The following is a 14,326-nucleotide window of genomic DNA, read 5'->3' as shown; positions in this document are numbered from 1 at the left end:
ACCCACTCACTCCCTCAAGAGGGTTGTAATTGCGGCTGTTTTGACTTATCCTGAGTCAAAATTTGTTCGATCGCACCCAAGAATTCTTGCTCTAGATAGGGTTTGGTAAAGTAGGCATTTGCGCCTAAATGCCGTGCTAACCAGCGATGTTTATCGTTGCTGCGGGAGGTTAACATCACCACCGGAACCTTTGAAATCTGGGGATCTTGGCGACGTTGACCGAGAAATTCAAACCCGTTCATGTTGGGCATTTCAATGTCACAAACGACTAAATCAATGGCTGACGTTTGCCGTAATTGTTCTAACGCTTCTCGTCCATCTCTGGCTTGTAATACCCGACAGCCGGATCGTTCTAAGGTGAGGGCGAGGGTTCGCCTTAATGCTACGGCGTCATCTACGACTAAGACGGTGGGGGCTTTCGCGGTTTGCCCTTTATCATTTGTGTGAGCAGTACGCGACTCGCTCATACTCACAAGAGTGCGATTGCTGGATGTAATTGAGATGGACTGACTACTTTGACCCAAAAGCTGATCCATTAACACAGCGCCGTCAATCACGGGGATTAAACTGCCGTCCCCTAAGATAGTACAACCGTAAGTAAAACTAGGGGGCGCGATCGCACTGCCAAAGGGTTTAATCACTAATTCCTGTTCTGTCACCAGGCGATCGATTTCTAGGGCGAGAACATAGTGATCTTGACGCAAAACCAGCATCGGTAACGCCCAATCTGTCGGTGATGGAACAGACACTAACGCCTGACTGGGACAGGTTTCGGGTAAGGGACAAGCATAGTCCAATAAATCTGTTAACCGATAGGTGGGGACAATTTGACCGCGCCAGCGTAAAAATCGCTGTTCTCCGGTGGTTTTCACCTGATTGCCTTTGGGAATGACAATTTCTTCGACACTGTCTGAGGGTAAGGCTAACGCGGTAGAACCAACGAAACAGACGAGTAACTTGCCAATAGTGAGGGTTAAGGGTAGCCGTAAGGTAAACGTTGTCCCCACGCCAGGGGATGAATGAACCGAAATCGTCCCTTTTAAGGAACGCATCTGCGATCGCACCACATCCAATCCTACCCCTCGCCCCGACAGTTCACTCACTTGTTCTGCTGTAGAAAATCCCGGTTCAAACAGGAATTCAAATAATCGATTCGGCGTTAATGTCGTTAGTTGCTGCGGTGATACCAATCCCATATCAACCGCCTGTTGACCAATCCGTTGAATATTCAATCCTTGACCATCATCTTTGACCTCGATAATGGTTTGACTGCCTTGGTGATAGGCACGAATTTCAATTTGTCCAACTTCAGGTTTCCCCTGCTGACGCCTCACCTCTGGTGATTCAATCCCATGGTCAAAGGCGTTGCGAAGTAAATGCAGTAGCGGATCATAGAGTTTTTCTAGGGCGGCTTTATCGACTAAAACATTCGTCCCATTTAGTTTCAAATTCACCGATTTTTCATACCGCGTAGACAAATCGCGGATCACCCGGGGATAACGGTTGAGAACTTCACCCAAGGGCAACATCCGCGCCCACATCAATTCATCCCGTAAACTGGTCAGCATTTGCCGTTGCTGTTCCAGGGTTTGATCCGATTGCTTGGCAAATAGGGCGACATCATCCACCGATTCTTCCAACTGCACCATATCTTCAATCAGTTGTTGCAGTCGGGAGTTGAGGATACTATAATTATCCAATTCTAGGGAATCAAACTCTTCGGTGCGGCTGACAAATTCAGTCAGTTGATTCAGCAGGGCAGTGTTAATCTCAGAGTTATAGCGTTCGGGTGCAATCAGCATCTTATCGGAGAGTTCCCGCAGATTTCCCACCATGCTTTGTACTCGGCTAAAGCGTTCTAATAACTCTCGCACAGATCGTTGCAGTTGCTGGTGTTGTAGGGATAAGCCATTCCGGTTAATTGCCAACTCACCCACCAGGTTATTCATGCGTTCGAGTCTGTCGGAATCAACCCGTACCGATAGATGAGGCGTCGCTGCTTCTTCTTTCGATTTAGACTTAGAACGTTTCGGCGATACCGATTCAGGTTCTTGGTTCTCGAATGTGGGTTGGGCTGATGGATGAGTAGAGGAGAGTTGATGAGAACTTGGTTGTGAGTAAACCAGGCTACTTGAGGTAACAGCGGGAGTCGCGTCATCACTCGCCGCAGGTGCAGGCAAATCTTCAACTTCCGGCAATTCTTCATACACTTGTCCAATGGATGCGATCGCGTCTTCCAGGGTGTCTGGTGCAGGTATACTGAGACTTGATGCCGATGCTGCGGTTAATTCCTCTTCCTGGCTTGTTTCTTCTACCTTCTGCCCTCTTCCTTCTGCCTCCTGCCTTCTTTCTACTTCCCCAAAAACATCCTCCAACGAGGGAACCACCTCTTCTAAATCGGCTAAAAGCGGTTCAACATCGGTATCCAGGGAAGGGGTTGGGGGAGGGGTCTCAATACTACCCGGATAAGCTTTAAATTTAAATTCTTCTCCCCCAGCTTCCCCAGCTTCCCCAGCTTCCCCAGCTTCCTCTGCTTCCCCTGCTTCTCTATCCCTTGCAGGAGGGGTCTCATCAGCCACACCCGCTAATGCCATTAACTGAGGCGATGGTGTACCGCCTTGAGTGCGATCGCCATTTAACACCGCCAGTCTACCTGCATCAAAATCAGCCAGGGCAAGTTGAGTAATCTCCAACGCCTTGTCTGGGTGGGCATTTAGCGCCGTAATTGCCGTGTTTGCGATCGCGCCAAATCCGGGTAGATTTAAAAGTTCGGCAAACCCGGCAAATACATCCGCTTGCGCCCGTAGTTCTCCGGCTACCGGATGATGGTCTGGATCTGCCACAACTTGAGACAGTAATTCCAAACCTTGTTCCACATCCACTTCAAAGATGGATTGTGCCATATCGACCCCTAATTCTGAGGAACTGGGGATAAAATTATCTGCCTGAGTTAACGCATCACCTAACCGGGCTTCAATCTGTTCAAAAATCGGTTCAGCAACGGCTAACGCTTGCTCTTGATCAAACTGATTTGTCGAAATTTGCTCCATCAACGGCAGACGCAAACAATCATACGCTTGCAGCAATTGACTCTCTAAGTTTGTATCAATTTCAACGGTTTCGTTGTAGAGTGCCTTAAAAATATTTTCCAGACGATGAGCGATAGTCTTAATCGCATCTAATTCTACACTCGCCGCACCTCCTTTTAATGAATGAGCGGATCGCATAATTCCATGGACATTTGTCGTGCTACGATCCTGGCGCAGATTAAGCAAACCCGCTTCAATATTTTGCAATAGTTCCGGTGCTTCTTCAATAAAAAATTGATAGGCTTGATCGCGAATATCGGGGTTGAGTGTCATTTTTTATTCGTCCTTTGTCCTTTGTCCTTTGTCATTCGTCCTTTGTCCTTTGTCATTCGTCATTCGTCATTTTTATCCTGTAGGGGCGCAAGGCTTGCGCCCGATTTATAGCGCTACGCCCTAGGCAATAGGCAACACCTCGGCTCCCCTAGCTCCCCCTGCTCCCCCTGCTCCCCCTGCTCCCCCTGCTTCCCCTGCTCCCCCTGCTTTTAGCGTTTAAATTGACACCAATGTCGCCCCTACAGGATGAACACAAGGAATTAATGACATGAATCAACAAATGACTAATGACCAATGACCAATGGCCAATGACCAATGACTAATTCAACTTAAACTGACCCACGTCAGATTGTAGGGCTTGGGCAACGCTTCGTAGTTGTTCAAACGAAGACGAAACAAAACGTGCTTCTTCCGATGTTCGGGCAGCAATTTCTGCTACATCGGTCATGGTATTAGTCACTTCTTCAGAGGCTCTTGATTGCACAACCGTAACCTCAGTAATCGCTTCAACTAATTGGTTAATTTGGTTAGATGCGGCGGCAATTTTATTCAGCGATGCACGAGTTTCATCCACTAATTTTGTCCCCGTGACCACCTGTTCTGTCCCTGCTTCCATCGCTGCGACTACTTCATTGGTTTCCCCTTGAATCGCCGCCACCAGTTTTTCAATTTCCGCTGTCGCTTCTGCCGATTGCCGCGCCAAGGCACGTACTTCGTCCGCAACCACCGCGAACCCTCGTCCTTCTTCTCCGGCGCGGGCTGCCTCAATCGAGGCGTTTAGCGCAAGTAGGTTGGTTTGGGCGGCAAAGGTGCTAATCAGGTTAACAACGGTGGAAATCTTTTGGGATGATTCACCTAAGTGTTTGACTTTTTTCGCTGTTTCTGCTACAGTTTCGCGGATAGCTAGAATCCCTTCAACCGTCCGGTTCATGTTATTGTCCCCTTCTGCCACTGTCTGAGAGGCTTCTTGCACCGCCAATTCTGCTTGTTCAGCGTGGGAAGCAACCATGCGTACCGTTTCTGCCATTTCTTGGGCGCGGCTAAGGGCGTTGGAAATTTGCTCGGCTTGTATCAAGGCTTCTTGGGATAGGGATTGAACAGCGACTTCGTTGCTATCTGTCGTGGTTGCTACCTGAGTCGCCGCGTCTTGTACCTTTTCTACAATCTTGCGTAAGTTGGCAACGGTGGCGTTGTACGAGTCAGCAACCGTACCAATTTCATCCGCCGTTACTCGCGCCCGAATGGTTAAGTCACCTTTACTAATCGGGTCTACTTCCTTCAGAAGTTCTAAAGCGCGTTTTTGTAAGCTTTCTTTCAATTCCCGTTGTTCTTGTGCCAGTTTGTCTGTACTTTCTAGCAGCATTACTCGGTCAATTACCAGTCCAATCTGACCTCCTAACTGTTTGAAGAAGTTGACTTCTGCGGTTTGCCATTCACGAGGAACCGAACATTGCTGCGCCATGATCAAGGCGAAGGGTTGACCTTCATGGAGAATCGGCACTTCTATGTTGGCTTTGACACCCAGACGTGCCATTAACTTCTGTTGTTCAGGGACAAGATCTGCTTCAAAGACATGATTAGTGGCAACAACACGACCATCTTTATACGTCTCGCGCCGTTCCTCCGATAGGGTAAGTTCTTCAATCTTGTCATTCAGGCTACGGGGCCAACCCATGGCGACGGATTCAGCCGCCACATAGCTGCTGCCATCGGGATTAAACTGGAAAATCATCACCCGTTCAGCCTTAAGGATTTTACGGGTTTCCTCAACCGCTTTCTGAAACAGATCCCGGATTTCCTGGGATTTCAAGGTGCGAGAACCGGTAATCTCTGCCAGTAAGCGGGCTTGTTCGGCAGCGAGTTCTTGTTCTTCAATAAATACCTCTAACTGACCCGCCATGTCGTTGATGTTGGCACCCAGGGTGGCGAGTTCGTCCTCTCCTTTCACTTGCAAACGAGTATTCAAGTCACCTTGACCAATTTTTGACACCGCACCTGCTGCATCCACAATCGGTCGAGTAGCGTTACCAGCCACGAACGTCGCGATCGCACCAACCATTAAGGTAGCACCCCCTGTCCCTAATCCCAATGTCCAGAGCATGTTCCGTTGCGGTGCAAACGCCACATCCGTGGGACGGACAATAACCAGTGACCAGTTTAGGTTATAGTCCTCAGCCAGTTCTTCTGTCGGAGAGTAAGTAATAACGTCTTCCCGTCCAGTTCGCTTTTCAATAATGGTGAGGACTTCTTCCTGGTTTTGTTGAGCTTGACGATAGGTCTCGGGAAACTTTTCCTCGAATGTTTGACCCACATCATCAGGATGTTCTGCAGCCACCACCCTGCCTGACGAATCAATCAGGTGAAATTCTTGTTGTCGGTCTTGGGTTACACCGAAAATTCCATTCACTCGTTCCATCGGCTCACGGGTGCGGATAATGCCAATGGTTTTACCTGTGACTGAATCCTTAATCGGTGCGGTGATATACACAGCGTACCTGTTAGTCGTTTCCGAGAGCCGTGGTTCCGTGATGTAGATCTGATCCGTTTTCAATACTTCTTGAAAATAGTCTCGGTCAGAGTGATTTTCGAGAATTTCTCCAGAGTCCGATTGGGCAAGAACGTTACCCTGGAGGTCAAACACACCAATACTGTCGTAACTGTCGTACAGTTTCTCATAGGCATTGAGCAGACGTTCCTTTTCTTCCCGGGGCATAACCTTGGCAATTTCAGCATTATTAAACGCCGGAAGTTCTGCCAGGACTTGAACGTCACTGTAGCGTTCTGCCATGAACAGCTCTAATTTATCTTCCAAGTCAAGTGTGTTCGTTTGTTCGTTACTGACCACTTGGTCATACATCCCGCCACTGGCTGTGAAGTAAGCAGTCGCCCCCACCGCTAACACAGGTAACGTTCCAATCGCTAGCGCTAAACCAATCGCTTTACTTCGCAGACTAGACAGCAACCCGCGACGGTTGGAACCCTGTTCTGGTGTTTTTCCCATTGCCTCAAGTGCAGACAATTTGGGTAGAGGTTGATCAGCAGTCCCAGGCGTTCGATAAGGCATGGATGGGGGATAGTCACTGGAATCAACGGGGAGATTCTGGGAGTAAGAACCGCGACCATTGGTATCGTTATGGGAACCCGGTTTTGGAGAAAGTCTAGTCATGAATCGAACCTCTTTAATACAAAATACGGAGGAGTTGGCAAATTGCTCAAAACTGGACTTACTCGAGTCCATGTCCTACGATTTGCCTCCTTGCCAGTTTCCATTGGCAGGGGGTTCTACGATAATGGGATATGGAATCGTATAAGCCTTTGGGCAGAAATCTAACTGCCACTCAATGGGAGGCAGTTTTATTTAATAATCAGTCGTGTAAGTCCAGTCACCTGAAGCAAACAATGAATTAATCTTACAAATGTAGAACACCCTGATTCTCAATTGATGAGTTAAATCGAAAGCTTGAAAAATTTACAACTTGGTTGAGGTGAGTTTAGTCATCAAACTGTTACATAAAATAAAGGACGAAGGACGATCCCCACCGTTAACGTTAATTGTTCCTACTGACTTAAACCGATTGCTTGGGCATGGAGGCAATCATCGCGTTTCCATCAATAATCACGAGCATTTCACCATTCTGTTTCAACCAATACCCACGCAAGAATGGCACCAGTTCTGGAGTCACACTAGCGGAAGGAGGAGATTGAATCCAATCAGCATGACACCATTCAATATCTTCAACTCGGTTGACCACAAGTCCTAACATTTCGCTGTTAGCTTGGGTGGAGGTTGATGATTTTGTTTTAGCTTGTAGAACAATCGCCGTATACGCTGAACTACTAGCCGCTTGTTGATACCAGGGTGTCAGTCCGACTAAGTGACCTAAATCAACCATCCATAAGACTTCACCCCGCCAATTGTAAGCCCCCATCACCCAGGCTGGCATTTGAAAAATTGGCACAATTTGACCCCTAGGAATGGTCAATACTTCAGTCAGTTGGTGAATGGGTAATAAGGCGGTGGTATCCGGTAGCAAATGAAACCGCAAAAACTGTTCATTGGCTTGGCTAGAAGAACCCGATAATTGTTCTGGCGTTGGGGTAGTGGGTAAGGAACGATTTGAGCTGAGTAAAACGTTAGACATTGACATTACTCTACAACTTAGGTAGTGTGAATATCTTGCTCACCTATTTTTCTAGGCGAGAAAGATACTCATCCTACTTTTGCTACAATGAGATGCTCCCCCTGTTTTGGGTTGATCAGCTTCTGATTAGCTGTTTTACTGTGCGTAAAAGTTCTGCCTGATCAATTGGTTTACCAATGTAGGCATCAGCACCTTGTTTCATGCCCCAGAATTTATCCATTTCGCCACTTTTGGTCGAGCAAATGACTACAGGGATGCTTTTGGTATTAGTGGCGTCTTTAATATCTCGGCAAACCTCAAATCCACTCCGACCGGGTAAAACAATATCCAAAACAATGACATCAGGCGTTTGGGTACTCAGCTTGGTCAGCGCTTCTTCCCCACTATCGGCAGTGAGAACTTTGATTCCTTCTTGCTGTAAACAGCGAGTAATGATTTGCAAATCTGTCAAGCAATCTTCAACAACTAAAGCAGTCCCCATAGGATTGACCTCGTGAAAAAATGAATGGAAGGGTTAGTCTAGATTAATCAGTTGATTGAGGATTGTCTTTGGGTAGGTCTCAGGGTTCAGTTAAACTCAATCCAGTCATGATTAATCTAGGCTGCATGAATATTAAGCGGATCTCAGCGTCAATTGCTTGACGGTACGCAGTAATTCTTCTTGATCAACGGGTTTAGCAAGATAGGCATCAGCCCCTTGTTTCATACCCCAGAACTTATCCATCTCGCCGCCTTTGGTGGAGCAAATCACAATTGGAATTTTGCTCGTATTAGCGGCAGCTTTTACATCACGACAGACTTCAAAGCCACTGCGACCCGGAAGTACAACGTCGAGAACAATGACATCAGGTTTGTGGTTATTCAGTTTTTCTAAGGCGGCTTCACCACTGTCAGCCGTCAATACATTGATGCCTCCTTGCTGTAGACAATTAATGATAATTTGCATGTCGGTGGCAGAATCTTCAACAACTAGGGCAGTTCCCATGACGGTTACCTCGTGTAAAATAATAATGGATGGTTGGAATTGATTCTTGGTTATGAGTGAGTAGTTTTCACTAAGGACAAATGACCAAGGACGAAGAACAAATGACTAATGACTAACAACACTCTGCTTGAGATGCTTGCTAATCACATTGAGTACAGTCCCCGCATCAATGGGTTTATTCAAGAAATCCGATGCGCCCACTAATTTGGCTCGAACGCGATCGACAATGCCATCTTTTCCGGTCAAAATCACAATCGGCGTCGTTTGGAATGCTTGCAATTTGCGTAATTTGGCGCAAATCTCATAGCCATTGGTATTTGGCATCACTAAATCGAGAAAGATTAAATCAGGTTTACGAGCAATCAAAAGCGCGATCGCACGTAAGCCATCGTCGATCACTAGCGATTGATAACCACTGGCGCTGAGTAGTTTTTCCATGGTATGGCACACCAAGGGACTGTCATCTACACAAGCAATCAGCGCCTGGGTAGATTGTGCGGTGGCGGGTGGACGTTTTGAATCCTCTTGCTTGATGGGATTCGGTAAGTCAGGGATAGAAATCAACTCGACTAATCCCCAGCGAATATAAGGCAACAGAGAACGAGTCACTTGCAAGACATCCCGCTTCATCTGCACCGCCACATCCCGCAATGTATGTTTCCCGTCTAAAAGTTTGCTCAGAAGTTGGTAAACTGCCTCTGAGGTACGAGCTTGCAAAGCTTGTGGTTGTCTAATAACGGGTGCAAGGTTGGGAGAATACTCCGCCACCAAATCGTGATGCCAAGCCTGCCATCGCTGATTTGCCCGGGCGATCGCATCTTCTACATCAATGACCGGAAGTTGGGTGGATAACGTGTTATCTTGTTTGATTTGATAGGTGGTTTGCTGAGTTTGGGCGATATCAAACAAGACTTCCGTAATCACCGATTGAATCAGCTTAGCGATTTGTTCATGGGTGATTTTCTGTTGTTTTGCCCATACAATCAACAGGTGATATTGCCAACAGGTTTTACAAGTGGCGGGATCAAATCCGGTTAAATCACGCTCTATGGTTGAGCGATCTAATGTTAACTGGGGACTGTGGGCGGCTACATTTCTTAGCCACCGTCTCACTGGATGAGTTCCGCCAGTGGCATACATCAGATGACCTTGGCATAGAAAAAATAACCATTTTTGCTGGTCTGAACTCGTCAATATCAGCTGACCGCTAAACCGAATCCGTTTTAATGTTTGAATAAATTGAACTTGTTTAGATGCTGTAAACAAGCTGAAAGACACATTCGGTTTGATTGATTTAACGGTCATGACGACACCATAGTTTCGACGAATTAACGGATAGAATACGGATCAATCACACCCTGTTAAGTATTTCTACTTGTCCTGGTTCCTTTCTATTCAATTAATAACACTGCAACTAGGGCGTTGGGGGTAAATAACTAATAGTTTTATAAAAACTTTTTTCCTTTTGCAATAGAGGAAAATAGTAATACATAGGATTTTATGTATTACGCTATTTTATTTGCTTCAATGGTTAGATAATATCTAATGGATTTGCACCTAAAGTTAATGAATTAATTCTAAAATCACATCGTATTAAAGCGTATTACAGTCTTGCTCAAACAGGATAAAAGGAGATGGAAGTGGCAAACTGAAAATGTAAAGTTTTGTCTACTGTATGACAACGATTGCAAAGATTCAATGAAGCGATGAACCCAATCCTGACGAACCAACCACCTTGGCGTTTAATCCCCCCCCTGTGCCTCCCCGGACAACTTCAGATGGCAATTGACCAATGGCTTCTGGAACAACAGCAGGGGGGCAATGTAGAGATGTGCCATGGCACGTCTGGGTACACAGGTAATTCTCCAGTGCTGCGGTTTTACACCTGGGAATCTGCCACAATTTCCCTAGGATATCATCAACGTCGTTGGTCTCCGGCGTGGCAAACGTTGACCTGGAAGGGAAAACCGATTCCCTTAGTCAGGCGTCCCACGGGAGGACGCGCTGTGCTACACCAAGGTGATTTAACCTATATGGTGGTGACTTCAGGACTCAGTAGTCAGCGCATAGAAGCCTATCAGCAGATTTGTGAATTTTTGATTCAGGGATGGCGATCGCTTGGCGTCGATTTGCATTATGGTAAGGCGGGACGAGATTATCGCCACAATCCCAATTGTTTTGCCACGGCTACGGGTGCAGATTTGGTCACAACTGAAGGGGATAAACTAATTGGCAGCGCTCAGTTACGACGCGGCGACGCTATATTACAACATGGTTCGATGCGCTTAGAGCCAGATCCTCAGTTATTTACTCAGGTGTTTGGCGAAGCATCTCCTGTCAATTTACCTCTGACTCAACGAGGGGATGATTTAAGGCAAACGGTGATCGAAGCACTAACCCAAGCCGCCGCCGATTATTTTGGTGTGGAGTTTGTTGTACAGCCGTTATCGGATCAGGAATGGCAAGAAATTTTAGCGCTTGATACCGAGTTGCGTTCTATCATGTCATTCTGAGCGAAGCGAAGAATCTGGACAGATGCTTCGTTTCGTTCCTCCGCTTCGCTCCGGACTCCACTCAGCATGACAAATTCTACCTTAGACTGCAACTTGGTATGAGTCGTGGATGTGGGGGAGATGAGGGAGTTATCAGTTATCAGTTATCAGTTATCAGTTTCACTACTATCTTTTGAAATGGTGCGTTACGCTTCGCTAACGCACCCTACACCCGCCCCGACTGTACATAATACGAATGACAAATGACCAATGACAAATGACGAATCATAGAGACTGGCAGCAATTTGCTCTACTGTTAATTGATGTGCAACAGGATTTCTGGAATCCGGAACTCGAACAAGCGTTTCCAGATTTCCAGTCTAATATTGCTCGTCTGCTCCACTTCTGTCGTCAAGAGGGACTCGAAGTGGTGCATCTGCGGGAAGTTTTTCACCCCGATGGTTCCGATTGGTTACCGCGATATCGCTTGCGGGGACGTGCGGTTTGTGTAAGGGGAACGCCGGGAGCCGAGGTGTTAAGTGTGGCGGCGGCGCAATCTGGAGAAATGGTTATGGAAAAGCAAACCCAAGATGGGTTCCATCATCCTCCGTTGCTGGATTATCTGCGCTCCCAGGGAAAAAAATACATCCTGACGGCGGGATTGGTGACATCGGTTTGTGTCCTGTTAACCGCCGCTTCTGCTTCTCAGTTAGGGTTCTTGGTAACCGTGATTTCGGATTGCTGCGCGGATTATCCCGAAGCTCACGCGATCGCACTCCGTCGTTACCGAGGCTTTATGCTTGAATTAGCCTGTCTTGATGAACTCCCCCAACGGTGGGGAGAGTGGGTTGCCCAAATTGAGCGGTTAGGTTGACGCCTTGCTCTCTACCTTCTGCCCTCTGCCTTCTGCCCTCTGCCCTCTGCCTTCTGCCTTCTGCCCTCTGCTTTCGGTTATCCACATCAAAACTTCCCTAATTTCTGTAGCAAATACTACGTTTAGGTGATCTTTTTTTATTTTATTCGTGGTATTTTTAAATTAGAGTCAATACCAGAAGTAAAGCCAAAGGAATGTTCACCATGAACAAACAACTACAAAAACAAGCCAAAGAAGCCGCAGTTACCCATCGCCAAAGCCTGCACAAGAACTTGCAACATCGTATAGAAGTCGCTAGAGCCAATGGCAATGACGCTTTGGTTCGTCAGCTAGAAGCCGAAGCTAGCTACTTAAAACTCAGCTAAGAGGCATATAGCGCTACGCGCTAGGCTTTCTTGCAATGGGCAATGGGCAATAGAGCGATTTGAATTTTTCTTCTATGTCCTAACTAGAGTGCGTAGTTCTATATATCAATTCATCCTGACACAGGAGACAATCAAATTCTCCGAATGTCAGGAAAATTTAACAACCCCCCCAGAATCCCTATTTTTTTGAATGTTGGCGCTTGGGCGGGTTTCGTTGATCAGTGAGGAGGGCGGGTTTCGTTAATCATTTATCGGCGACAAGCTAAGTTAGTGGCTAAACCCGCCCCTACAATGGTGGCTAAACCTGCCCCTACCAGAATCTCTAGAAACTTCTGCCTTCTGCCTTTTTGCCCTATGCGAGAATGTTGGCATTTGGGCGGGTTTGGTTGATCAGAGAGGAGGGCGGGTTTCGTTGATCATTTATCGGCGACAAGCTAAGTTAATGGCTAAACCCGCCCCTACAATGGTGGCTAAACCCGCCCCTACCAGAATCTCCTGCCTTTTTGCCCTAGTGCAAGAAAATAACGCCAACAGCTAATATCTCTCCCAGCTCCCAGACGCGCCATGGCGCGTCTCTACATTGCTCCCCCAGCTCTGCTCTCCTAACGCCCCCCTACGACGACATCCTTAATCCGAATATGGGGACCACCAACGCTGACGGCTAAGGGCATTTGTCCACCTTTACCACATCCGCCACTGACGTAGAGTGTATCATTGCCGATCGCGTCAATATCTTTCAGGGTTTGAAACACATTCCCGGTGAGAGTGACATCGCTGACAGGTTCTGCAATCTTACCATTGCGAATCATATACCCTTCCCCTGCGGCAAAGGTGAACATTTCACCATTCGTTTGTCCGCCCAACATCCGCACCGCATAAACCCCTTCCTCGATATCGCCAATCATCTGCTCAAAGGAACAATCTCCGGGTTCAATCGCCGTATTCGTCATCCGTACAATGGGCGGATAGGTGGCATTAATCGCCCTGGCGTTCCCTGTTGGCGTTTCTTGCATCTTGCCTGCGGTTTCCCGTGAATGCAACCGTTGGCTGAGAATGCCATCTTTAATTAAATACTTGCGCTGGGCGGGTACTCCTTCATCATCGTAGTGTAGAGTACCTGGTAAACCCGGTAGCGTGGCATCATCAATCACATTCAGTTGGGGAATTGCCATCGGTTTCCCTAGGGTGAGTAATTCTTGCATCCGGGGATTTTCATAGACAAAATCGGCTTCTGATAAATGTCCAAAGGCTTCGTGAATAAACACACCCGCCAAATAGGGATCTAAAACAACCGTGTGCTGTCCGCCCTTCACCGACTTCGCTTCAAGCTGAGTCACCGCCCGTTTCGCCGCCCCTAACACCCGTTCTTCAATCCCCACTAATGCATCGTAATCGGAACGGGAGTGAACCGACTCAAAGCCTTGACGCACGATTCCCTCATCCCCTCGCGCGATCGCACCAAACCGGGCGGATATATCCAGCCGTTCTTGGACAATGCAGGAACCTGTGGAATTGACAAAATAGTTAATCCCGAAGCGATCACGATATCCCACCATTGTGGTTTGAATGCGCGGATCATACTCTAGTAATAGGCGATTATACTCGGCGATTAACTGACGCTTTTCTAACAGAGATAAACCACGAGGATCGCGACCCAGTTCCACCGCCACATAATCTTGAATCGGTTCTAGGGGCGCTAAACTTGTGGTGTCTTTCCCCACTAACCGCGCTTGGGAAATCGCCGCTTCAATGCGATCCTGCAACTCCGCCAAGCCATTAAATGTGACAAAACTCCATCCCCCTTGATGACAAGCCCGAATCCCCCCCGCTAAACTCAAGCTACGGTCTACCGCATCCAGTTGTTCTCCCCGAAACGATATCGCCGTTTGCTCGCTTTGCTCCACCCGAATTTCCACATAATCAACGGCGTCCCGATACGGTGCGATCGCCTGTTGCAATTGTTCCTGCATGACTATCTTCCCACGCTTTCTATAAACTTATTCTTTACATTTTAAGTCGAATGGTACTGAATCCAGCGTTTGTAGTAAGCGCTGTCTTCGCTATAAATGCTGTCATCCGCCAAAAACTCAAATTCTCGTCACCCAC

General features: G+C 47.3%; 10 protein-coding genes. 3 read left to right on the top strand and 7 right to left on the bottom strand.

What is annotated here, in order from left to right; genetic code table 11:
* Positions 1-14: 14 nt before the first annotated feature.
* The 6 genes from RIE73_RS24115 to RIE73_RS24090 form a co-directional block, all read right to left on the bottom strand.
* Positions 15-3,362, bottom strand: a complete 3,348-nt coding sequence (locus RIE73_RS24115; protein WP_446403595.1) for a response regulator — start codon at positions 3,360-3,362, stop codon at positions 15-17.
* A gap of 319 nt (positions 3,363-3,681) precedes the next feature.
* Positions 3,682-6,528 carry a methyl-accepting chemotaxis protein gene (locus RIE73_RS24110; protein ID WP_446403594.1) on the bottom strand — a complete coding sequence of 949 codons (2,847 nt, stop codon included), beginning with the start codon at positions 6,526-6,528 and terminating at the stop codon, positions 3,682-3,684.
* 400 nt (positions 6,529-6,928) lie between these two features.
* Positions 6,929-7,504 (bottom strand): chemotaxis protein CheW, encoded by a 576-nt coding sequence (locus tag RIE73_RS24105; protein ID WP_446403593.1) that lies wholly within the window; start codon positions 7,502-7,504, stop codon positions 6,929-6,931.
* A gap of 115 nt (positions 7,505-7,619) precedes the next feature.
* Positions 7,620-7,985: a response regulator transcription factor gene (locus RIE73_RS24100; RefSeq protein WP_446403592.1), complete on the bottom strand. Its 366-nt coding sequence runs from the start codon at positions 7,983-7,985 to the stop codon at positions 7,620-7,622.
* 132 nt (positions 7,986-8,117) lie between these two features.
* A complete protein-coding gene (locus tag RIE73_RS24095; RefSeq protein WP_446403591.1) occupies positions 8,118-8,489 on the bottom strand; it encodes a response regulator transcription factor in 372 nt (123 codons plus the stop codon).
* A gap of 105 nt (positions 8,490-8,594) precedes the next feature.
* Complete coding sequence (locus RIE73_RS24090; protein ID WP_446403590.1) at positions 8,595-9,794, bottom strand: response regulator; 1,200 nt, start codon at positions 9,792-9,794, stop codon at positions 8,595-8,597.
* Between the two features lie 401 nt (positions 9,795-10,195).
* Here RIE73_RS24090 and RIE73_RS24085 point away from each other — a divergent pair, with 401 nt between their 5' ends.
* The 3 genes from RIE73_RS24085 (at position 10,196) to pirA (ending at position 12,220) form a co-directional block, all read left to right on the top strand.
* The gene (locus RIE73_RS24085; protein WP_446403630.1) at positions 10,196-11,002 is read left to right on the top strand and encodes a lipoate--protein ligase family protein; all 807 of its coding nucleotides are present in this window, start codon (positions 10,196-10,198) and stop codon (positions 11,000-11,002) included.
* A 256-nt stretch (positions 11,003-11,258) separates the two neighbouring features.
* Positions 11,259-11,855 carry a cysteine hydrolase family protein gene (locus tag RIE73_RS24080; protein WP_446403589.1) on the top strand — a complete coding sequence of 199 codons (597 nt, stop codon included), beginning with the start codon at positions 11,259-11,261 and terminating at the stop codon, positions 11,853-11,855.
* A gap of 203 nt (positions 11,856-12,058) precedes the next feature.
* Positions 12,059-12,220, top strand: a complete 162-nt coding sequence (pirA, locus tag RIE73_RS24075; protein WP_446403588.1) for an arginine synthesis PII-interacting regulator PirA — start codon at positions 12,059-12,061, stop codon at positions 12,218-12,220.
* Between the two features lie 602 nt (positions 12,221-12,822).
* Here pirA and RIE73_RS24070 read toward each other — a convergent pair.
* Entirely contained in the window at positions 12,823-14,190 is a 1,368-nt protein-coding gene (locus tag RIE73_RS24070) for a TldD/PmbA family protein (RefSeq protein ID WP_446403587.1), read from the bottom strand.
* Between the last annotated feature and the right edge of the window lie 136 nt (positions 14,191-14,326).

Origin of the sequence: Coleofasciculus sp. C1-SOL-03, from assembly GCF_040220555.1 — a bacterium.
Taxonomy (GTDB): Bacteria; Cyanobacteriota; Cyanobacteriia; order Cyanobacteriales; family Coleofasciculaceae; genus Coleofasciculus.
Note: the sequence above shows the minus strand (reverse complement) of the source record. Positions and strands in the feature narration are given on the sequence as shown.